Source organism: Bacteroides sp. K03 (assembly GCF_019734355.1).
GTDB classification, from domain to species: domain Bacteria; phylum Bacteroidota; class Bacteroidia; order Bacteroidales; family Bacteroidaceae; genus Bacteroides; species Bacteroides nordii.
Genome location: NZ_JAASHC010000021.1, coordinates 1 through 23,283, shown reverse-complemented (window position 1 = coordinate 23,283; position 23,283 = coordinate 1). Strand labels below are relative to the sequence as shown.

At 37.9% G+C, this 23,283-nt stretch carries 17 protein-coding genes and 2 pseudogenes; 12 read left to right on the top strand and 7 right to left on the bottom strand.

Annotation, left to right across the window (positions count from 1 at the left end; genetic code table 11):
• Positions 1 to 113: 113 nt before the first annotated feature.
• Together HCG69_RS14255 and HCG69_RS14250 are read right to left on the bottom strand one after the other, a co-directional pair.
• The gene (locus HCG69_RS14255; protein WP_221650586.1) at positions 114 to 2,414 is read right to left on the bottom strand and encodes a GH92 family glycosyl hydrolase; all 2,301 of its coding nucleotides are present in this window, start codon (positions 2,412 to 2,414) and stop codon (positions 114 to 116) included.
• 801 nt (positions 2,415 to 3,215) lie between these two features.
• Positions 3,216 to 4,256 (bottom strand): glycoside hydrolase family 43 protein, encoded by a 1,041-nt coding sequence (locus HCG69_RS14250; protein WP_221650585.1) that lies wholly within the window; start codon positions 4,254 to 4,256, stop codon positions 3,216 to 3,218.
• 222 nt (positions 4,257 to 4,478) lie between these two features.
• Here HCG69_RS14250 and HCG69_RS14245 point away from each other — a divergent pair, with 222 nt between their 5' ends.
• A complete protein-coding gene (locus HCG69_RS14245) occupies positions 4,479 to 7,043 on the top strand; it encodes a hypothetical protein (protein WP_221650584.1) in 2,565 nt (854 codons plus the stop codon).
• A gap of 140 nt (positions 7,044 to 7,183) precedes the next feature.
• On the opposite strand, the gene HCG69_RS14240 is transcribed toward HCG69_RS14245, so the two are convergent.
• Positions 7,184 to 7,789: a MarC family protein gene (locus HCG69_RS14240; protein ID WP_221650583.1), complete on the bottom strand. Its 606-nt coding sequence runs from the start codon at positions 7,787 to 7,789 to the stop codon at positions 7,184 to 7,186.
• A 176-nt stretch (positions 7,790 to 7,965) separates the two neighbouring features.
• Here HCG69_RS14240 and HCG69_RS14235 point away from each other — a divergent pair, with 176 nt between their 5' ends.
• From HCG69_RS14235 to HCG69_RS14225, 4 genes and pseudogenes are all read left to right on the top strand, one after another.
• Complete coding sequence (locus HCG69_RS14235) at positions 7,966 to 8,649, top strand: Crp/Fnr family transcriptional regulator (protein ID WP_221650617.1); 684 nt, start codon at positions 7,966 to 7,968, stop codon at positions 8,647 to 8,649.
• Between the two features lie 223 nt (positions 8,650 to 8,872).
• A pseudogene (locus tag HCG69_RS20875) lies at positions 8,873 to 8,986 on the top strand (transposase); the annotation flags it as partial.
• A 153-nt stretch (positions 8,987 to 9,139) separates the two neighbouring features.
• Positions 9,140 to 10,015 carry an AraC family transcriptional regulator gene (locus tag HCG69_RS14230; RefSeq protein WP_255586027.1) on the top strand — a complete coding sequence of 292 codons (876 nt, stop codon included), beginning with the start codon at positions 9,140 to 9,142 and terminating at the stop codon, positions 10,013 to 10,015.
• Between the two features lie 339 nt (positions 10,016 to 10,354).
• Positions 10,355 to 11,398 carry an alpha-L-fucosidase gene (locus tag HCG69_RS14225; protein WP_221650582.1) on the top strand — a complete coding sequence of 348 codons (1,044 nt, stop codon included), beginning with the start codon at positions 10,355 to 10,357 and terminating at the stop codon, positions 11,396 to 11,398.
• A gap of 35 nt (positions 11,399 to 11,433) precedes the next feature.
• Here HCG69_RS14225 and HCG69_RS14220 read toward each other — a convergent pair.
• From HCG69_RS14220 to mscL, 4 genes and pseudogenes are all read right to left on the bottom strand, one after another.
• Positions 11,434 to 11,708 (bottom strand): annotated as a pseudogene (locus HCG69_RS14220) (DDE transposase); the annotation flags it as partial.
• Between the two features lie 216 nt (positions 11,709 to 11,924).
• On the bottom strand, positions 11,925 to 12,611 hold the full coding sequence (locus HCG69_RS14215; RefSeq protein ID WP_221650581.1) for a DUF4468 domain-containing protein: 687 nt from the start codon (positions 12,609 to 12,611) through the stop codon (positions 11,925 to 11,927).
• A 717-nt stretch (positions 12,612 to 13,328) separates the two neighbouring features.
• On the bottom strand, positions 13,329 to 14,852 hold the full coding sequence (gene guaA, locus HCG69_RS14210; RefSeq protein WP_221650580.1) for a glutamine-hydrolyzing GMP synthase: 1,524 nt from the start codon (positions 14,850 to 14,852) through the stop codon (positions 13,329 to 13,331).
• A 75-nt stretch (positions 14,853 to 14,927) separates the two neighbouring features.
• Positions 14,928 to 15,371 carry a large-conductance mechanosensitive channel protein MscL gene (mscL, locus tag HCG69_RS14205; RefSeq protein WP_221650579.1) on the bottom strand — a complete coding sequence of 148 codons (444 nt, stop codon included), beginning with the start codon at positions 15,369 to 15,371 and terminating at the stop codon, positions 14,928 to 14,930.
• Positions 15,372 to 15,508: 137 nt separating this feature from the next.
• Between mscL and gap the strand changes: the two genes are divergently transcribed.
• From gap to HCG69_RS14170, 7 genes are all read left to right on the top strand, one after another.
• Positions 15,509 to 16,510 (top strand): type I glyceraldehyde-3-phosphate dehydrogenase, encoded by a 1,002-nt coding sequence (gene gap / locus HCG69_RS14200; protein WP_002559487.1) that lies wholly within the window; start codon positions 15,509 to 15,511, stop codon positions 16,508 to 16,510.
• 455 nt (positions 16,511 to 16,965) lie between these two features.
• Positions 16,966 to 19,038, top strand: coding sequence for a M3 family metallopeptidase (locus HCG69_RS14195; RefSeq protein WP_155896551.1), 2,073 nt, complete (start codon positions 16,966 to 16,968; stop codon positions 19,036 to 19,038).
• A gap of 22 nt (positions 19,039 to 19,060) precedes the next feature.
• A complete protein-coding gene (locus HCG69_RS14190; RefSeq protein WP_122200911.1) occupies positions 19,061 to 19,570 on the top strand; it encodes a DUF4847 family protein in 510 nt (169 codons plus the stop codon).
• A gap of 13 nt (positions 19,571 to 19,583) precedes the next feature.
• Positions 19,584 to 20,009, top strand: a complete 426-nt coding sequence (locus tag HCG69_RS14185) for a dCMP deaminase family protein (protein WP_221650578.1) — start codon at positions 19,584 to 19,586, stop codon at positions 20,007 to 20,009.
• Positions 20,010 to 20,098: 89 nt separating this feature from the next.
• Positions 20,099 to 21,844, top strand: coding sequence for a S41 family peptidase (locus HCG69_RS14180; protein ID WP_221650577.1), 1,746 nt, complete (start codon positions 20,099 to 20,101; stop codon positions 21,842 to 21,844).
• Positions 21,756 to 22,289: a 5-formyltetrahydrofolate cyclo-ligase gene (locus tag HCG69_RS14175; protein WP_221650576.1), complete on the top strand. Its 534-nt coding sequence runs from the start codon at positions 21,756 to 21,758 to the stop codon at positions 22,287 to 22,289. The genes HCG69_RS14180 and HCG69_RS14175 overlap by 89 nt, the downstream gene beginning before the upstream one ends.
• Positions 22,286 to 23,074 (top strand): histidinol-phosphatase, encoded by a 789-nt coding sequence (locus tag HCG69_RS14170; RefSeq protein ID WP_221650575.1) that lies wholly within the window; start codon positions 22,286 to 22,288, stop codon positions 23,072 to 23,074. The genes HCG69_RS14175 and HCG69_RS14170 overlap by 4 nt, the downstream gene beginning before the upstream one ends.
• The last annotated feature ends 209 nt before the right edge of the window (positions 23,075 to 23,283 follow it).

The window sequence follows — 23,283 nt, the reverse complement described above, 5'->3', positions numbered from 1 at the left end:
CTGTTTTTATAAGCCCACCGGATTTATAATTTCCAGTTTGTCTGCACCAGTACACCCGAAAGCGCACATGAGAGAGCTTAACAATAAAAATTTCTGTAATTTCATTTATGCTCTTATTTATTTTCGTTAGTTAAAGAATAAGGGAAATCTTCATCATTCACTCCCCGTTGCGTATTTGGTGTATGACTCATATCGAAATCAAAAACAGCACCATTCATTAATTCCTCATGTTTCAACCAATTATGGTTGTATTCCTTGCCATTTATTTTTAAGGAATGTATATATCTATTTCCATTTGTGTTGTCGGGAGCATTCAAAATAACCTGTTTTCCATTTTCCAACGTAAGAATCGCTTTTTTAAAGAGAGGGGCTCCCATTACATACTCTCCAGAACCCGGGCATACCGGATAAAAACCTAAAGCAGAAAATATATACCAGGCAGAAGTCTGGCCGTTGTCTTCATCTCCACAATATCCGTCCGGATAAGGGGTATACAGTTTATCCATTACTTCCCTTAACCAATATTGTGCTTTCCAGGGTTGTCCGGCGTAATTATAGAGATAAATCATATGCTGAATCGGTTGGTTGCCATGTGCATAATTGCCCATATTCATAATCTGCATTTCCTTTATTTCATGGATACACTGTCCATAGTAGCTGTCGTCATAGACAGGAGGGACCACAAAAACTGAATCCAACATAGATACAAAACCCTCTTTTCCTCCCATCAGATCGATAAGTCCCTGTACATCATGGAATACACTCCAGGTATAATGCCAACTGTTGCCTTCGGTAAAAGCGTCTCCCCATTTATACGGACTGAAAGGAGACTGGAACGTGCCGTCTTCATTCTTTCCACGCATCAGTTTGCTATCTTTATCAAAAACGAACCGGTAGTTTTTACTTTTTTCCCGATAAAGGTCTATTTCTTCCTGTGGACGATTTAGTTTCTGCGCCAGTTTCATGATACACCAGTCATCATAAGCATATTCCAAAGTACGGGCAACATTTTCATTAATACCTACATTATAAGGCACATAACCCAATCGGTTGTAATATTCATATCCTAATCTTCCAGTTGAGGGAACCTGGGGATGTACATTATTCGCTCCATGCAGAACGGCTTCGTACAACAGGCTGATCTCTTCTGCCTGACATCCTTTCAAATAAGCATCTGCCACAACAGAAGCTGAATTATTACCCACCATACAGTGACGGTGTCCCGGGCTGGCCCATTCGGGTAAAAATCCACTTTCTTTATAAGTATTCGCCAACCCTTCCTGAATTTCTTTGTTGACGGAAGGATACATCAGGTTCAAGAATGGAAACAAAGCACGGAACGTATCCCAAAAGCCGGTATCAGTATACATATATCCACTCTTCACTTCACCGTTGTAAGGACTGTAATGGACAATATTTCCAGATTTATCTATTTCATAAAACTTACGTGGAAACAACAAGGAACGATATAAGCAAGAGTAGAAAGTACGAAGTTGTTCATCCGTACCACCTTCCACTCTCACTTTGTTCATTACATCATTCCAAGCATCCCGGGCTGCACCTTTTACCTCATTAAAATCTTTATTACCTATTTCTTCTAAATTCAACCAGGCCTGCTCTTCATTAATAAAAGAAGAACTCACCTTCACACCAATCTTTTCACCTTTGCTTGTCTTGAATCCTAATACAGCTCCGACATGGTTATCCTTTACCTCTTTTTTACCTTCTATAATTTTATCTCCACTCCACACTTCTGCCGTGACGAAAGGTTTATCAAATTTCATCACGAAATAATTTCTGAAATTATCCGGCACTCCTCCGCTATTTTTCGTTGTATAGCCGGTTATCGTATTGTGTTCTTCATCTATCTGAATGAAAGAGCCGTTATCAAATGCATCTACTACAATATATGAACCTTCGCTTTCCGGAAAAGTGAACATAAAGTAAGCCGAACGTTCTGTCGGGGTTATCTCTGTTTTCACATCGTGATCGGCCAGATAGACACTATAATAATAAGGTCTTGCCGTTTCAGCCTTATGAGAGAACCAACTTCCCCGCTCGTTTTGAAGAAACTTTTTAGCCCCGGTCACCGGCATCAAAGAAAACTGACCGTAATCATTAATCCACGGACTGGGCTGATGCGTTTGCTTAAATCCTTTTATCTTATCATCAGTATAGCAATAGGTCCATCCGTATCCCATATCTCCCGTTTGTGGTGTCCAGAAGTTCATTCCCCAAGGCAGTGCAATGGCCGGGTAGGTATTACCTGTAGATAATGTAAATTTGGATAATGTGCCAACCAACGGATTCACATAATCAACCGGAGAAAAAGAAGCAGAATCGGTAACCACCTCTTTACTTCTACATGATATAAGTAAAACAGATAAGAACACAATTAAAGGAACTTTTTTCATGGTATCGTTTTTATTTTTTGTTTGATGCAAAAATAGGTTGATGCAATTAACGAAACCATTAACAGAACATTAATAATCGGGGCTACAAATGCTTTCAGAGTACATTTCCGAATTGAAAACATTAACAAGACATTAACCGCTTTCCATAAGGAGGGATACAGCGAGAGATAGGGATATAAGTTCAAGTATGAACGGTTTCACCACAGAGTAACACAGAGTTCCACAGAGTTTTAAAGCTTTATTGAAATGCAGATAAATAGTGCTCCGTGAGACTCTGTGAAACTCTGTGGTGAGTTCAGCTCTTTTCGGATCAGGTTTGAACTAAATATCCAACCACCGATTCACATTATTATTTGAAAAAGCCTGTTATTGATATAGACTCTATCAATAACGGTTCTCTGTATATTTTTTCTTCAACGATTTAGTAATGAAGAATCAAAGTCATCCTCAGCTCAGACATATATGTAAGTAATTCAGCAATAAAAATCCCAAAAAAGAAACAGAATCGCAGGTTTAAGCAATTGAAAATTAAGGACAAATAACAACTTACATAAAGATCTGATTAACAAACAATTAAAAACCGCATATTTTTCTCTACGAGGAATGGGTCGTTTCTCTACGACAAACGCCCCGATCTCCGTAGAGAAACGAGGCGTTCATCGTAGAGTAACCAATCAAAGAATCATAAGATATGACAGCAGGTATAAATATCCCAAATAGAGAGTGTTTATTTTGTAAGGAAAATACACTCCTATCAAAATAAACACTCCCTAATAACAATGATATTCTATCGCTTCGCGCTTAATCCGGCAATCTATTCACACCAACACCTTTAAAAGTCATTTCCACCGGTTTTATAAACCCATTCTCATCAAAATACATACGGTCTATACAAACCTCTCTATGATTCGGAGCTGCATCCCCCAACGGATGGCGATGATAAACAATACACCATTCATCTTTTCCGGGAATTTGAATTACCGAATGATGCCCTGCTCCTGTACCCACTTTTTCATCTTGCTGCAATATTTTTCCGATACGCTTAAAAGGACCAAATGGAGAATCTGCAATAGCATAGGCTACACTGTAATCTGAGCCACCCCAACTGCCCTCCGACCACATAAAATAATATTTATTATTCCGTTTCAGCATAAAGGGTCCTTCCACATAATTCTCAGGAGTGACAGATTTATAATACGAACCATCATCAAAAGGAACAAGACTCAATAAATCCGGACTCAACTTTACCATATTGCAATGGTGCCAACCACCATAATACATATAATAACTACCATCGTCATCTTTAAAAACAAACTGATCGATAGGCTGGGCACCATTCACAATTTTATCAATCAAAGGTTTACCTAAAGCATCTTTAAAAGGACCGGCCGGATGATCGGCTATGGCTACACCAATCCCCCCATACTGTTCGTCATTCTGTATATCATTACCTCCGAAAAACAGATAATATTTACCATTCGCCTGAACAACAGAAGGTGCCCATAAAGCAAATTCCAACCATTTTATATTTTCAATAGACAATACTTTGGGATGTTTAGTCCAATGTACCATATCTTTGGATGAAAAAGCATCCATATAGGTCTGGACATTATAAACCTGATGGATGGCCCGCGTTTCCTTTTGCAAGCCGACAAAATCTACACTATCGGCTCCGGGAGGAAGATCGGACAAAGTAGGATATATCCAATACTCATTATCAAACACGACTCCTTCCGGATCAGCATACCATCCCTCAACAATAGGATTGCCGCTAAACTCTTCTTTATTACTACATGCCACTAATAATAGCATCAACCCCAATACTGTAACAACATTTTTCATATTTCCTTTTTTAATTAACAAGTAGCAAAAATAGCCCCTGACCGTTAACGATAGTATTAATAATTCATTAACAAATCCCTCCCAGACCCCAATAAGGAGAACCTGAGCATTAACATTTTATTAATTTTTATAATCCCGTGAAAGGTCATACAAAAATATAAATCTTTTTTTTGCAAATCTCATAAACCATATTACCTTTGCATAGAAACAACCGTGAGTATTATGCAAAAAACGATCCTTTTTCTGCTCTTAATATTAAACCCGATACTATTTAAATCACAAAATATTTCATCCGGATTATATTTTGCTGCCCATAGTGCCATTAAAGAAGAGAGAACATCACTTATCCTGTCTCCTGAGTTTGATGCATCAAAAGGCTTCACATTAGACTTCGACATTAAGTTCAGATCAGAAGAACATAATTACGGGTACGTCTTCAGAATCATAGTCGATAATGAAAAAAGTTTTGACTTAATAGCTAATATCACACCAGGGAAAAAAACACTGAATCTAATAGAAGGTGACAACATCTATCTGGCTTTCGATGAAGAACTACTTAAGCAATACACATGGAATAAATGGGTGCATATCCGGTGTTCAATCTATCCGGACAGTCTACGGCTTGTTTTCGATAATCAAACGTTGCAAGACCGGTATAAACCTATAAATATCCAAAATGTGAAATTCTATTTCGGGTATTCCGACCATGATAAATTTCACTCTTCGGATGTCCCTCCGATGTCTATACGTAATATAAAAATTACAGACGGTAAAAATAAAACAATTGCATACTGGCCGTTGAAAGAACATCAGCCATATTCCTGTTCAGACAGTCTGCATCATATTCCGGCAACAGTAACCAACCCCACATGGGAAATAAACAAACATACCAAATGGGTAAAAGAAAAGACGTTGGAATTACCGATATATACACAAATCTGTCATGCTCCTTCAAAAAGCAATATCTATTTTGCCAATAGTTCATCTGTTCTCGTTTATTCGACCATTGATAATACATTAGATACGATTTATTCTGCCCACGGAGCTCCATATACGGAAATAAACAACCAACTCATTTATCATCCAGATTATAATGAGTTATGGTCATATGATTTTGACACCCTAAAATGGATTTCTATTTTCAATTTCAAGGACAACACATGGACGAGGGATGACCGTGAAATAAAAAATCCGGAATATTCTCAACACAATACTTTTGTATCTCCCAATGACTCGTGCTTGTATATTTTTGGCGGATACGGTAATTATCAATATAAGAACCAGATACTTAAAAAGAGCCGGACGCAGGATAATTGGAAATCGGTATCGTACAGTGAAGAAATACCTCCACGTTATCTGAGTGGATCAGGTTACAAAAACAGAGACACGATACTGGTGTTCGGAGGATGTGGTAACCCACAAGGAAAACAAGAGTTAGGAATCATCAATTATTACGATCTTTATGCGATAGACATCAACACATTCAAAACAAAGAAATTGTGGACTATCCCCAACGATACAAAGAATTTCGTTATCGGTAATAATATCGTTGCAGATGAAAAAAATAATAGACTGTACGCTTTATGTTTTCCGAATGACTGCTCAAACAGTTATATCCTGCTAAAGTCTTTCGACCTGGATAGTGGAAACAACTGTACGAACTATGCAGATACTATCCCTTTCACCTTTAACGATGTAAATTCATTCTGTACACTCTACTACGACTCTTTGCAGTCACAACTTTATGCGGTAACCAATTATAACCACAACAATAAATCAAATATTAACGTATACTCGTTGGCTTACCCGCCTTTAAAAATAGCAGATACATTGCAAACGGCTACGGGACGTAAAGCACATTCTGCAACGATAGGATTCTTCATAAGTGTAGGAATCTGCATTATTGCAGGTATGGGCTGTATATACTTCTGTTATCGAAAAAGAAGAAGAAAAAGAAACTTTAATCCCAACTCTCCGGTCACTACAAATACGGACCGTCTCCACGAAACAACTTCGGAAGAAGAGAATTATAAACCTAAACCAACTGTCCACAGAAAGTCATCCATTCTTTTTCTGGATGGATTCCAGGTATGGGATAAGAATGGAATAGATATTACCAAATCATTCACTCCCATTTTGAAACAACTACTGATTCTTATCATATTATACAGCGTAAATAACAAGAAAGGAATTTCGAACGTCACTCTGCGAGAACTGCTTTGGTTTGACAAAATGGATGAAAGCGCCCAAAATAACCGACGGGTGAATATTCGGAAATTGAAACTCTTACTGGAAAAGCTGGATGGTGCCGAACTTGTGAAAGAAAGTACCTATTGGTCTGTTAAGTTTACCCAAACTTATTGCGACTATATAGAAGTATGCAATTGTATAGACAAAGTAAAAAACAACGAACCTATCACAGCAACAAATATCAATAATTTGCCTTTAAACCTACTATCGGGACAATTATTGCCATATGTTCAAACAGACTGGTTGGATTCTTTCAAGTCCAATTATGCCAATTCCGTACTGGATACAGCAATAAGCCTATCCAAACAGGAATATATAAAAGGAAACAACGAATTATTAATTCAGATAGCCAACAGCATGTTTGCACACGACAAAACAGATGAGTATGCATTAATTCTCAAATGCCAGGCACTGTATAAAAATGGCAGAACCAGCTTGGCTAAAACAATATTCGACACATTCTGCAATGAATATAAAGCAATGTTGAATACGGATTATACGAAGACATTCAATGAAGTAATCAATTGTCAATTGTAACCTCTCAACAAGATAAAAGTTAAAAAAATGTATGCTCCTGTTTCACGAAACAAAAGCATACATTCTACTAATAGGATATTCAGATACTTAGATAAAATTTCTGTTCCTTTAAAACAAGATTCTATCTTTAAAGATTCTTTTTATGGCAAATGTTTCTGTAATGCCTCTACCATCAATGTAATATTGCTCATAAACAATTTCACAGAAATAGCCAGCAGAATAATTCCAAAGAATTTGCGGATGATATAGATACCACCTTTACCCAAAAAACGTTCTACACGTCCCGTCATACTCACCACAAAATAAACCCAAATCATATTCAGTACCAACGCAATGATTATATTGATACTGGCATATTCGGCACGCAACGACAACAGGGTAGTGAAAGCTCCGGCACCTGCTAAAAGAGGAAAGACAAGCGGAACAAGAGTAGCCTCCTTAATAGGGCCCTGATTCTTGAAAATTTCTACATCGAGAATCATCTCGAGAGACATCAGAAAAATAACAAAAGCACCGGCTACGGCAAACGACTCAATATCTACATGAAAGAGCTTTAACATCATATCACCGGCATAGAAAAAACCTATCAACAAAACAAAAGAGATGACAGTAGCTTTCATCGCATTTACATCTTTTCCTTTTTCTTTCAGATTGATAATGATAGGAATAGAACCAATAATATCAATTACAGCAAACAGTACGATAAACGCACTTATCATCTGTTGAAAATTAAATTCTATAAACATCGCTCCTCCTTTTTTTTCTGCAAAGATAATCTATTTTTATGCATTTTACAATATTTTTTTTCTTCAATCAGTACGTTCAATTAAGAAATAATAAAAAAAACAAAAAGAGAAGCGAAATGATCACAGCAAGCTCTGATTATAACTACATTTGTTTCAAATTAGAAGATTATACTTGTATGGAAACGATGTTTAACACTTTGTTGCAATTGCCTTTATTTCAAGGACTTTGCCACGAGGATTTCACAAATATACTGGAGAAGGTAAAATTGCATTTCACCAGGCATAAAGCCGGAGAAGTGATTGTAAGAAGTGGAACTCCCTGCAATCAGTTGGTTTTCCTACTGAAAGGAGAACTCTCTTTGCAAACTACCTCAAAGGATGATTTATTCACTTTTATAGAGCACATGGAAGCACCTTATGTGATTGAACCTTATGCCCTGTTTGGTATGAACGTAAACTACGCTTCATCTTACATAGCTCATACGGAGTCACACACCATAAGCATCAGCAAAGCATTTGTTCTTTCCGGTCTGCTCAAATATGAAATATTCCGTCTCAACTACATGAATTTCATCAGCAACCGGGCTCAAAATCTCTATGGCCGTTTGTGGGATGAAGCATATACGGATATAGAAGATAAAATTATTCATTTCATACTGATTCATGCGGAAAGGATGCAGGGAGAGAAAATCATGAAGATTAAAATGGATGATTTTGCCCGCTGTGTAGATGATACACGATTAAATGTATCCAAAGTTCTGAATTCCTTGCAGGAACAGAAGCTATTGGAACTGCACAGAAAAGAAATAATCATTCCGGATGCTGCATTATTGGCGGAATGGAATGAAAAAAGAAAATAACGGCTAAAAAAATAGCCTCAACTTTTAAAGGTTGAGGCTATTAAAGATTTAACTAACTTCTCCAATTTTAAATAGGGACATTCGGGAAATACATAAAATCAGGGATATTATTAAAATCCTAAAGTTAAATCCAACTAATTCATAGCGAGTTAGTTGGATTTTTCTTATCTTTAGATATTTCCCCGAAAACCCAGTTTGACGACTAAATCGGTGGCAATCAATAAAAATCGTCAATGCTATCCGTCAGGAACTGACTTCAAGACTGGAGATTGAATCCTTACAGGAAATTTTAGCTGAATATTGGAAACCCTACCTGGAAATACATACGGCCAATACTGTTTGTATAAATCTATCCGGTCCAATGGAATATCAGAAAACAAGAAGAAGATAGTTAAATAATTATCTTTTTTTGAGTTTTGCATTTTATTATATGTTCCACAATTTTTGTTTTTTCTGAATAAAACGGTAATATTGTAGTATTATTCATTTTATGATGATTTTAGCTATGTATAATACACTCTTTTTGTCAATGATTTATACAGGATTCAAACGTGTCGGGACCTGGTGGAATTATAAAAATGTGATTAGTCCTTTTTATCGATTGTATTATGTAGAAAAAGGAAAAGGGAAAGTATATATCAACAATCTTTTGTATGAATTGACTCCTGGTACTCTTTTCTTAATCCCTAAATTTACATTTCATAGTTATGAGTGCGACGATTTTATGGATCATTATTATATCTGTTTTTTTGATGATATGGCAGGAAGTGTCGGGATACCGAGCCCTATGCAGATGAACTTTAAAATAGTAGCTCATACGACGGATATTAATTTAATTAAACGTTATTTGAATATAAATCCATCAAAGTCGCTTGTTGTTTCAGATCCCCAGTATTATGATAATGATAAGACAATATATGAGTTTCATGAAAAAGATTCTTCTTATATGGCTCAATCAATAGAAAGTAACGGCATTCTATTGCAATTGTTCTCCCGCTTTGTAACAGTAAATAGTGTAAAGCAACCCACAACCAATAATTCATATGAAAAACTTGATGTAGTGGTTCAATATATAAACAAGCATTTAACCAAACGCATTGCTGTAACTGAGTTAGCCCAATTAGTATATCTCACCCCTAATCATTTTTCTAAGATTTTTAAGAAAGTGATGGGTATGTCTCCCTGTGAATTTATTCAAATGAAACGCATAGAGCGAGCACAAGCATTATTGTTGACATCTCGTATGAGCATTATGCAGATAGCAGAAAGTGTAGGTATTTATAATCCTGCTCAATTTACCCGTCTGTTTACCAAAATATCTCAATGCCCTCCTAAAGAGTATCGGGCAAAGCAATTAAATATATAAAGACATTACTGTCCACTAAAAATGTGTACGTTAGATAGTAAGTTCGCCAATTACCTCAAAGTATATATTCTATTTATACAATCTTTAGACAATCAAATAGTTGAAACTATATATTTATTTTTCTTCTTCAAAAACAGGAAAAAATGAATTGCAGATATATGACAAATTAATTCATTTGCTTATTTCTTAAGGATCATTATAGGCTATATCGACAGGAATCTAGGTAATATTCGGTCAGTATCTTTAAAATAGTCAAAAAAAACTCGATTTATGACATTTTTTTTATCTCCTTCATTTCTACCTTTGCATCATCTTAAACAAATAAATATCCTAAAAAACATGAAAAGACTATTTTTTACTTACATTTTTTTAATTACATTAGTATTGCAAAGCGTCTATGGGCAAAGGCTTATTCTTCCTGTTCCTTCTAACACTCCCAATAAGGCACAGCAAAAACAAATAGCACGTAAATATGGTATGTTTATTCATTTTGGCATCAACACTTTTCATGATGAAGAATGGACGGATGGCTCCAAACCGGTTTCCAGTTATTGCCCTACTAATGTTGATGCAGATCAATGGATAAAAACTGCCAAAGAAAGTGGTATGAAGTATGTTATTTTAGTAACTAAGCACCATGACGGATTCTGTCTTTGGGATAGTAAATATACGGAATATGATGTTGCAAATTCAGGTAATATTACCAACGTCGTGGAAGCCGTTGCTAAAGCTTGTAAAAAATATGATATAGGTCTTGGGCTATATTATTCATTATGGGATCGCAAAGTAAATGGTAATGTGAAAGATCAAAGTCAAGATATGGCTTACAATGAATATATGATTAAACAACTGAAAGAACTAATCAAGATTGTGAAGAAATACACACATATTGTGGAATTCTGGTTTGATGGTAGTTGGGTGAAGCAAAGTTATCGTTGGCCAATAACAGATATTTACCAAACTATTAAATCGAAAGAACCGGAATGTCAAATCGGTATTAATAATACCATTGGCCTGCCGGAAGATATAAGTAAAGCTGTACTTCCAAAAGATCAAAAAGCAGGTTATCCCATTCGTTATTTCCCAAGTGACTTTAGATTGTTCGATCCTCATTTACCCATTGATGATGATCCTAAGATATTTACTCACGATGGTAAAAACTACTATATGCCGTGGGAATCGACAGTGTGCATCAGCGAACGTTGGTTTTATCATACTAAAGACACAAAGTTTAAATCAATAGATGAATTAGAAAAAATATATAAACAATGTACAAAAAATAACAATATCTTAATACTAAACTGCCCTCCTAACAGAAAGGGAGAAATAAGGACAGAAGATATTGCCATACTAAAAGAATTACGTAAACGGTTGAATTTATAAGATAATACGGAAGATACTATGCTAAGAACTCAGTCGTGTATGTTGCTGTTAAGATGTTCTACCAGTAGCCTGCCAGAGAATCCGGTGTAAGCCTTCAATACCATAAGGGCGATCTTTACTGGAGGACTGAAACTGTTCCCAGCCAGTGCTGTGACAGACCGACCTCTTTGGCTATACTGTCGAATGGAAACACGGAATGAAGATTTCCAAGTTCACTCTCACCAAAACTCTTACGATATTTTTCCAGAATATCGAATTCTGTAAAGCCCAAAGTAGGGTGGATTTCTGAAATATTTTGTATCTTAGCCATATCTTAATTGGGATATTTCCCCCGTTTTGCCCGTCAAACCTTATTTGCGGGGGAATATCTAAAGATACAAAAAGCCAACTAATTCGCAACACCACAAATATGAATCAGTTGACCAATTTTATATTATTTACTAAATGTCCCTAAATATATTGAATCCGTATCAAACGAAACAATCTATCATTCTTTTCCATAGTGTAACAAATAATAAATAGAATACTACCAATCATTATTTTCATTCCCTACCAGACCATTCTTTGCTGCTTCTTCTATTTTATCCATGATGACATTTGAATAAGCATGTGTCATAACAAGTGCCTTAGAAGAACTCTTTTTAGCCTTATATCCATCTTTCATTTGAAATGGAAAGCATTTTTCAATAGCCCACTTTTCTACAGATTTTGTAGCCTGGGTACCCCCAATTGCTCCCATTATACCGCCACCTACATATTTATTAACATCGTAGTTTTGAACAGTATAAGTAACACGAATTTTACCCTCTTTAATATCTACTCTGATAATAGGATATATGCTGATAACATAAGAATTCATACCTCCTGCATGAGACGCAATTCCTCCTATAAACCCTTTGGCAATTATCACACCAGCCTCTTTATCATTAAGTTGAATAACAGCATCAGCATCGTTGAATGTAGCAGTGAACCAATAATTAAGGGCAACATAAAGTTGTTCTTTTGTTTGTTCTCCACAATCTATAACTTGAACATAAGTCAATGAATTGTTTTTGTCTAATGAAACTTTTGTTCCTAAGTTTTCAGCGGCTTCAGTCCATTTATCTCCAAAATTCTCAACCGCATACTTCTCAAGTTCTTCAGCACGCATAATTTGAGCACTTATACATACTGTCATAACGCATGCCAGTGCACTAATAAAAAATCTTTTCATAATTGTTAAACATGCATCGCTGGCTCGTCAATGCTCTTAATTAATAAAGGAATATTATTAACACATAAAGAAAGCGTGAACCAATAGTTCAATATTCCAATAATAAAAGTTCTCAACTACCTTAAAACGGAAAAATAGAAAAAGTCAACTCACACTTATTATCGTATATGCTACAAATCATTATAACGCTAATAACGAGTTTTTTTCATCTCTACCACCTTAGATAATATATTAAGTTTATCATTTTAAAAAGAACTAAACGCATCCTATATATGTTCGTTGTTTTATACAACAATGCAAATATAAACATTTTTTAATAAAGACTCAAAATTTACAAATTATTTGTTTAAAAAGATGTATCCAACCACTACCAACTTTCCCTATTTAGAAACACATTTCCCATTCTATAACATTGATAATCAGAAAACAAGAAAGTACATACTTTCTTATAAAAAAATACGTATTTGACACACTGTTAATTAGAATTTTAAGTGTGTGTTAAAATACTAATCTTATAATCATAAAAACACATAAGGAACTTTCATTAAATTAAGTATATTCTTTTCTTATACAATAATGAGGGGGTCCGAAAAAGGGTACCCTCCTGTTTTTTTTTGTAAAAGTCCGAACTTTCTCAAGCTCGGACTTTTGCACAATAAAAAAGAGGGGATCCTTTCGGACACCCTCATTTGAATAAACTCTAAAAGGAACTACTAATCACTCCCACTCTATAGTTGCCGGTGGCTTGGAACTGATATCATAAGTTACGCGATTCACACCCTTCACCTTATTAATTATATCATTAGAAACTTTTCCTAAGAACTCATAAGGCAAATGTGCCCAATCAGCTGTCATTGCATCGGTAGATGTCACAGCACGCAGTGCAACAGCTCTTTCATAAGTACGTTCATCTCCCATTACACCTACAGACTGAACCGGAAGCAAGATAACACCTGCCTGCCATACCTGGTCATACAATCCCCAATCTCTCAATCCTTGAATAAAGATATCATCGGCATCCTGCAAAATAGATACTTTTTCCGGAGTTATATCACCTAAAATACGCACAGCTAATCCAGGTCCGGGAAATGGATGACGCGTAATCAAATGTTCAGGCATACCCAATTCGCGACCTACACGGCGAACTTCATCCTTAAACAAAAGACGAAGCGGTTCACAGAGTTTCAAGTGCATTTTTTCAGGCAATCCACCTACATTGTGATGACTCTTGATGACTGTGCCCGTGATAGACAATGATTCGATGCAGTCCGGATAGATTGTACCCTGTGCCAGCCATTTCACATCTTTAATCTTATGTGCTTCTTCATCAAATACATCGATAAAGCCTTTACCTATGATCTTCCGTTTACGCTCTGGTTCAGTTACGCCCTCCAGCTCTGCAAAGAACTTAGCACTGGCGTCCACACCAATCACATTGAGACCAAGGCATTCATAATCATGCATTACGTTTTTAAATTCATTCTTACGAAGCATACCGTGATCAACAAAGATACAAGTAAGATTCTTACCAATAGCTCTATTCAATAATACGGCAGCCACTGATGAATCAACGCCGCCACTTAAACCAAGCACTACCTTATCATCACCCAACTGAGCTTTCAGTTCGGCTACTGTACTTTCAATAAACGAAGCCGGAGACCAATCTTGCTTACAACCACAAACATCTACCACAAAGTTCTTCAACATCTGTGTTCCGTCTTCACTATGAAACACTTCCGGATGAAATTGTACACCCCATACCTGTTCTCCCTCAATCTGATAAGCAGCTATTTCTACTTTATCAGTAGAAGCTATTTTCCTGAAGTTGGAAGGAATAGCTGTAATGGTATCTCCGTGGCTCATCCACACCTGGGTACCTTCTTTCACCCCTTTGAACAACACGTTGTCCTTACAGAAAGAAGCTAAGTGGGCACGACCGTACTCACGCGTACCTGCCGGTTCCACTTTTCCGCCATTCGTATAAGCCATGAACTGTGCACCATAGCAAATGCCCAAAATAGGATATTTACCCCGTATCTCGCTCAAGTCTACCTTGAATGCGCTTTCATCATATACTGAGAAAGGGCTTCCGGAAAGGATAACACCTTTTACACTTTCATCTCCTTTGGGGAACTTGTTATAAGGAACAATTTCACAATACGTATCCAGCTCGCGTACACGACGTCCAATAAGCTGCGTAGTCTGCGATCCGAAATCAAGGATTATTATTTTTTCCTGCATATAAATGGTTGGATTTTGAATAAATGATCTGCAAAAGTATAAAAAACTATGCAATCTACTTGAACAATAGTCTATTTATTTTCCTTTTTGCTCCTTTAGCAAGTCACGTATTTCAGTCAGTAACACCTCTTCTTTAGTAGGAGCCGGTGGTGCGGGGGGCGTTGCAGGAGCAGCAGCTTCTTTCTTTGTGGTCAGTTTGGTCAACAATCGTATAAATAAGAATATAGAAAGGGCAATTATCAGAAAATCAAAAGTAGCCTGCAAGAAGTTTCCATAATTCAACGTCACAGCAGCAATTTCTTTTCCATCTATCACCTCAGCAGGCTTCATCACCCACTTCAAATCCGTAAAGTTCACTCCACCTACCAGCAATCCGAGAGGAGGCATTATGACATCAGCCACCACTGATGACACTATTTTACCAAACGCTCCACCGATGATAACACCGACGGCCATATCAATCACATTTCCCTTCATGGCGAAAGCCTTAAAGTCCTGTAAAAAAGTACTCTTTCCCATCTTTTTTTATATTTAATATTAATTTCATGTGCGAATATAAAAACATTTTCTTACTTTTGCACCGCATTTAGAAAAGAAATGCAAGTTCAGAAATATATTTGAACAAATATTATAAAACCCTTAAAAGTTTAAACAAAATGATTAAAGTAGGTATTAACGGTTTCGGCCGTATCGGACGTATGGTGTTCCGTGCTGCAGTTAAGAACTTTGGTAACGATATTCAAATCGTAGGTATCAATGACTTGTTGGATGCTGATTATTTGGCATACATGTTGAAGTATGACTCAGTACACGGTCGTTTTGATGGTACTGTAGCTGTAGAAAACGGTGCTTTGATTGTAAACGGTAACAAAATCCGTTTGACTGCAGAGATGGATCCTGCTAACTTGAAATGGAACGAAGTTGACGCTGACGTTGTTGTTGAATCAACAGGTTTCTTCCTGACTGACGAAACAGCTCGCAAACATATCCAGGCTGGTGCTAAGAAAGTAATCATGTCTGCTCCTTCTAAGGATGCTACTCCTATGTTCGTATATGGTGTTAACCACGATACTTACGCAGGTCAGGACATTATCTCTAACGCTTCTTGTACTACTAACTGCTTGGCTCCTATCGCTAAAGTATTGAACGACAAGTTCGGTATCGTTAAAGGTTTGATGACTACAGTTCACGCTGCTACTGCTACTCAGAAAACAGTAGACGGTCCTTCTAAGAAAGACTGGAGAGGTGGTCGTGGTATTCTTGAAAACATCATCCCTTCTTCAACAGGTGCTGCTAAAGCTGTAGGTAAAGTATTGCCGGTATTGAACGGTAAACTGACTGGTATGGCATTCCGCGTTCCGACTTCTGACGTTTCTGTAGTTGACCTGACAGTAGTTCTGGAAAAACCAGCTACAGTAGAAGATATCAACGCTGCTATGAAAGAAGCTTCTGAAGGCGAATTGAAGGGTATCCTTGGCTATACTGACGATGCAGTTGTTTCAACTGACTTCCGTGGTTGCGCTATGACTTCAATCTTCGATTCTAAAGCTGGTATCTCTTTGGATTCTAACTTCGCTAAAGTTGTATCTTGGTATGACAACGAGTGGGGTTATTCAAACAAAGTTTGTGAAATGGCTCGCGTTATCGCTAAGAAATAATCATTCACAATATGATTCAAGTAAAGCTGTTTCGGTTTCCGAAGCAGCTTTTTTCATATATTCATTTTTGATCCGAAATGAGCAAAACTCACCACAGAGTAGTATTTATCTGATGAAACGCAGATTAAAAGGCTGTAGTTCTTTATCATACATTTGTTTCCCTTTACGAAAATCTGCGTTAATCCGTGTTTCAATAAAGATTTAAACTCTGTGGAACTCCGTGTTACTCTGTGGTGAAATCATTCAGAAAAAACTAAAACGCCCTCTATTAATTAACAAAATTATATTAATCTGCGAAATAATCCTTATTCACTAATACTTTGTTAAAAAGCAGATCATTCCTACTGTAAGTATCCACTATTTTAGTAATTTTGTAACTCATAAGTATAAACCAAATCATTCATAATCCGGCTTATATGAAGAGACTAAACGTAATATTGATTTTACTTTGCATTATTATTAATATGATGAACGCCCAAAACCCTTTTTTTGAAAAGTATACTACACCGTATGGAACTGTCCCATTCGATAAAATAAAAACAGAACATTATGAACCTGCCATCCGTGAAGGAATCCGTCAGCAGGCAGCTGAGATAGATGCTATCGTTAATAACCCGGAAGCACCGACTTTTGCCAATACAATACTGGCATACGAAAAGTCAGGCGAACTATTGGATCGTGTAACGACTGTATTCGGTAATCTACGTAGTGCAGAGACGAATGATGATCTGCAGATACTGGCACAGGAAATGATGCCACTTCTTAGTGAACACAGCAACAATATCAGTCTGAATGAAGAGTTATTTAAACGTGTAAAAGCTGTCTATAACCAAAAAGAGCAATTAAACCTAACTCCGGAACAAACCAAGTTACTCGAAAACATATATGATGGTTTTATCCGCCGGGGAGCCAATCTGCAAGGAGAAGCCAAAAAGCAATACCGTCAATTAACGAAAGAATTGAGCAGCCTTACATTGCAGTTCAGCGAAAACAACCTGAAAGAGATAAATAATTATCAGCTTGTGCTTACAGACAAAGCACAACTTGCCGGACTCCCGGAAAGCGCCATAGAAGCAGCAGCTGAAACAGCCAAGGAAAAAGGTGTAGAAGGCTGGGTATTCACTCTACAGGCACCAAGTTACATCCCTTTCATGACTTACGCCGACAATCGTGATCTACGTCATGAGCTTTACATGGCTTATAATACCAAATGTACCCACAACAATGAGTACAACAATATCGATATTGTAAAGAAGCTCGTTAATACCCGAATGGCTATCGCACAATTGCTGGGATATGAAAACTTTGCCCAATACACTTTGAAAAAGCGGATGGCAGAAGACAGTGATGCGGTTTACAATCTGCTCAACCAACTTTTAGAAGCGTATACTCCTACTGCAAAGAAAGAATACCAGGAAGTACAGGAGCTGGCACGCCAGGAACAAGGTGCAGAGTTCACCGTTATGCCTTGGGATTGGAGTTACTATTCTAATAAACTAAAGGATAAGAAGTTCAATATCAATGAAGAAATGCTACGTCCTTATTTTGAACTGGAAAAAGTAAAAGAAGGAGTATTTGGCCTGGCAACCCGCTTGTATGGAATTACCTTCAAAAAAAATACCGATATTCCGGTCTATCACAAGGATGTGGATGCCTATGAGGTACTTGACAAAGATAATAAAACGCTCGCTATACTTTATACAGACTTCCACCCACGTACAGGAAAACGTGCAGGTGCGTGGATGACCGAATATAAAGGCCAATGGATAGACGAAAAGACAGGAGAAAACAGCCGGCCACATGTGTCTATCGTGATGAACTTTACAAAACCAACAGGAAACAAACCCGCCTTACTGACTTTTGACGAAGTGGAAACATTTCTCCATGAATTCGGGCACAGTCTGCATGGTATGTTTGCTAATTCTACTTACGAGAGCCTCAGCGGCACCAGCGTTTATTGGGATTTTGTAGAGTTACCTTCACAAATTATGGAAAACTTTGCTATCGAAAAAGAATTCCTCAATACGTTTGCCCAACACTATCAGACGGACGAAAAGTTACCCGAAGAACTGATAAAACGCATGGTAGATGCTTCCAATTTCAATGCTGCTTATGCCTGTCTGCGTCAAGTTAGTTTCGGTTTGTTGGATATGGCATGGTATACCCGTAATACCCCTTTTGAGGGAGATGTGAAAGAGTACGAACAACAATCATGGGCCAAAGCACAAATATTACCGGTTGTGAAAGATGCCTGTATGAGTACACAGTTCTCACACATCTTTGCCGGAGGATACTCTGCCGGATACTACAGTTATAAATGGGCGGAGGTATTGGATGCGGATGCTTTCTCGTTGTTTAAACAGAAAGGTATATTTAGCAGGGAAGTTGCCGAATCATTCCGCAACAATATTCTGTCAAAAGGTGGAACGGAACATCCAATGATACTTTATAAGCGCTTCCGTGGACAAGAGCCTACAATTGACGCATTGCTCATCAGAAATGGCATTAAAGAAAACACTGGAAATTAAAAACTGAAGATTAGAAATCAAGATGAAGAAACAAATATTGAAATATATCGGAATATTGTTTGCAATCATGCTGATTCCGGCTTTAAGCGGATGCAATGATACGGACGATGTGCAAAAGATATTCACAGGGAAAACATGGAAGATGACCTATATCACCAAAAAGGGTGAACATAGATGGTATACTTTTCCGGGAGTAGACGAAAAGAACTATTTGTCTTATGATCCAACCACCGGAACAAGAGCATTCCGGATAACTTTCACAGGCAGTACAAGTGAAAACAGAATCAATGGTGACTTCAACGGTTCCGGTTCTGTGGTTATGAACGGTACATGGGAAGCAAATGGCGAAAAACAAACTTTCCGAACAACTGTAAAAGATAAAAGGGTGACCGATTCGAATGACAAATTGGGGCAGTTCATCATCGAAGCAATAACCAAAGCAACCTCCTATGAAGGAGATGAATACAATTTGTATCTCTATTTTGAATATAATACAGAAACTCTGTGCATTACATTTGCACCCGAAAAATAAAACACATACGATAATGAATAAACAATCAGAATTAGATAAGCGTTATATACGTATGGCCAGCATCTGGGCTGAAAATTCGTATTGCCAACGGCGTAAAGTAGGAGCATTGATTGTCAAGGACAAAATGATCATTTCCGACGGATATAACGGAACGCCTTCCGGCTTCGAGAATGTCTGTGAAGATGAAAACAATGTCACAAAGCCCTATGTGCTTCATGCCGAAGCAAACGCCATAACCAAAATAGCACGTTCTAACAACAGCAGCGATGGTGCTACCATGTATGTCACGGCTTCTCCTTGTATTGAATGTGCCAAACTAATCATTCAGGCGGGTATCAAACGGGTAGTTTACTCCGAGCATTACCGTCTGGAAGATGGAATTGAATTACTCAAACGGGCCGGAATAGAAGTCATATTTGTGACAACAGACCACGAGTAACAATAACAAAAAAAGAAAAAACAGCAAACCGCAGTTATAGCATAGCTCCCCGCAGCTTGCAACTACTAACTAATAACTAATAAAAAAGCATGAGTACAAAAAACTCTTCCCGTTTTACCCCTGTCATCATTGCTATCAGCGTAGTAATTGGAATCCTTATCGGAACGTTCTACGCCAAACATTTTGCAGGCAATCGCTTAGGCATTATCAACGGATCATCCAATAAGTTGAATGCTTTACTCCGTATTGTTGATGACCAATATGTAGATACGGTGAACATGACAGACCTTGTAGAAAAAGCAATGCCTCAGATTCTGGCTGAACTTGATCCACATTCAACTTACATTCCGGCACAAAATCTGGAAGAAGTAAACTCTGAATTGGAAGGAAGTTTTAGTGGAATAGGTATCCAGTTTACAATACAATATGATACCATACATGTAAATGCCGTTATTCCCGGCGGACCTTCCGAGAAAGTAGGCTTAATGGCAGGTGACCGTATTGTAACCGTAGATGATAGCCTCTTCGTTGGGAAAGAGGTTACTAACGAACGGGCCATGCGTAAACTGAAAGGCCCGAAAGGCAGTCAGGTTAAACTGGGCATTAAGCGTGCAACCGAAAAAGACCTGATAAACTTCACGATTACCCGTGGTGATATACCGCAGAATACAATAGATGCCGCTTACATGCTGAACGATGATTTCGGATATATCCAAATCAGTAAATTCGGACGTACATCACACGTAGAATTATTAAATGCTCTTGCACAATTAAATCATAAGAATTGTAAAGGACTTATCATAGATCTTCGTGGAAATACCGGAGGATATATGGATGCTGCCACACGAATGGTAAATGAGTTTCTGCCGCAAGGGAAATTGATTGTTTATGCACAGGGACGTAAATACAAACGTCTGGATGAAGTTGCTAACGGAACAGGAAGTTGCCAGAATCTCCCATTGGTTGTTCTTGTAGATGAAGGATCGGCTTCTGCCAGCGAAATTTTCTCGGGTGCTATTCAGGATAATGACCGTGGAACTATCGTAGGACGTCGTTCATTCGGTAAAGGTCTGGTACAGCAACCCATCGATTTCAGCGACGGTTCTGCCATTCGTCTAACAATAGCCCGTTACTATACCCCCTCAGGACGTTGTATACAGCGCCCATACGAAAATGGAAAAGACCGCAATTATGAAATGGATTTGTACAACCGTTATACCCACGGAGAATTTTTCTCACGTGACAGTATAAAACTGGACGAATCACAGCGGTACTCAACCGGGTTAGGACGCCCCGTGTACGGTGGTGGCGGTATTATGCCCGACGTATTTGTACCACAAGATACTACTGGTGTGACCTCCTACTTGTCTACCGTACTAAACAAGGGGTTGACTATTCTCTTTACATTCCAGTATACGGACAACAACCGCGAAAAACTGAGCAAATACGATACGGAAGAGTCACTCGTAAACTACCTGCGTCAGCAAGGGCTCGTTGAACAATTCGTTCGTTATGCCGAAACCAAAGGTGTTAAGAGAAGAAATATCCTTATTCAGAAGTCATATAAACTACTGGAAAAGAATATCCTCGGAAACATCATTTACAATATGCTCGGAAAAGAAGCTTATATCAAATATTCCAACCTGACAGATCCGACTGTAAAGAAAGGATTGGATTTGTTGGAAAAAGGCGAAGCTTTCCCCAAAGCACCGGAAATAGTTGAAGAACCGGAAATCAAGAAAAACGATGAAGGAAAGAAAAAAAGAACTGCGCAAGCTGATAGCGCAAGAGAAAACCCGGTATTGCGACTCTACGCTGAAGGCACTCTCTGCTGACATTTTAGCTAACCTGGAAAGTCACCCGGCTTTCCAGGCAGCAAACACCATACTACTCTACCACTCCTTGAAGGATGAAGTCCAGACCCATTCCTTCATTGAGAAGTGGAGTGAAAGAAAAAGGATTATATTACCTGTCGTTGTTGGAGATTATCTGGAACTACGACTTTATACAAGCCCCCAGGACCTGATTATCGGTTCTTATGGTATTGCCGAACCTACCGGAAAATTGTTCACCGACTATGGCTCCATTGAACTGGCAGTAGTTCCGGGCGTTGCTTTTGACCAGACCGGACATCGGTTAGGAAGAGGTAAAGGTTATTACGATAAACTCCTTCCCCACATTACAGCCACAAAACTTGGAATATGTTTTCCCTTTCAATTGCTTGAAGAGGTACCTGCAGAATCATTTGATATCTGTATGGATGAAATTATAACAAAATGAAAACTAATTATCACACCCATACTACCCGCTGCCACCATGCGACAGGGAGTGACGAAGAATTTGTTTTAAGTGCCATCAAAGGAGGCTATCAGATAGTAGGGTTCTCAGACCATAGTCCGTGGAGATATCACACGGACTATGTATCAGATATCCGGATGACTCCTGAAGAATTCCCTGAATATGTAGAGAGCATCCGAAGCCTACAAGAAAAATACAAAAACCGGATAAAGATACATTTAGGATTGGAATGCGAATATTTTCCTGAATACATACATTGGCTGAAAGAGCTGATAAAGGAATATAAGCTCGATTATATCATCTTTGGCAATCATCACTTCCACACAGACGAAAAATTTCCCTACTTCGGACGTAACACCATCACACCAGATATGCTCGAACTCTACGAAGAGAGTGCAATCGAAGGAATGGCAAGTGGTCTGTTTGCCTACTTGGCCCACCCTGATCTTTTCATGCGTTCTTATCCGGAATTTGATTCCCACTGTAAATTAATTAGCCGGCACATTTGCCGCGCAGCTGCCCGGCTTAATATCCCTTTGGAATATAATATAGGAATGATGGACTACAACCAGGCTTTTGACACTCTGACCTATCCACACCCGGAGTTTTGGCATATTGCTGTTAATGAGGGTTGCACAGCCATTATTGGAGTAGATGCACACGACACCAAGTCATTGGAATATTCCGGGTACTATGATCAGGCTTGTGAAAACCTGAAACAATTGAAAATAAAAACAATTGATACACTTCCCTGCTTGAACGGATGAGTTATTCAGTGAAAAGATTACGCTCATAACTATCTAATAATCAAGGCTTATAAGAATGTACATTTTTGCATAACAAGAGTGTACATTCTTGTTATACTAAAGTGTACAATATTGTCATGCATAAGTGTACAATCTGACTATGCCTGTATTCACTTTACACATTTTGGTTAATATCTACTGTTTTCCTTCACAGTTTCTTGATTGTTTTA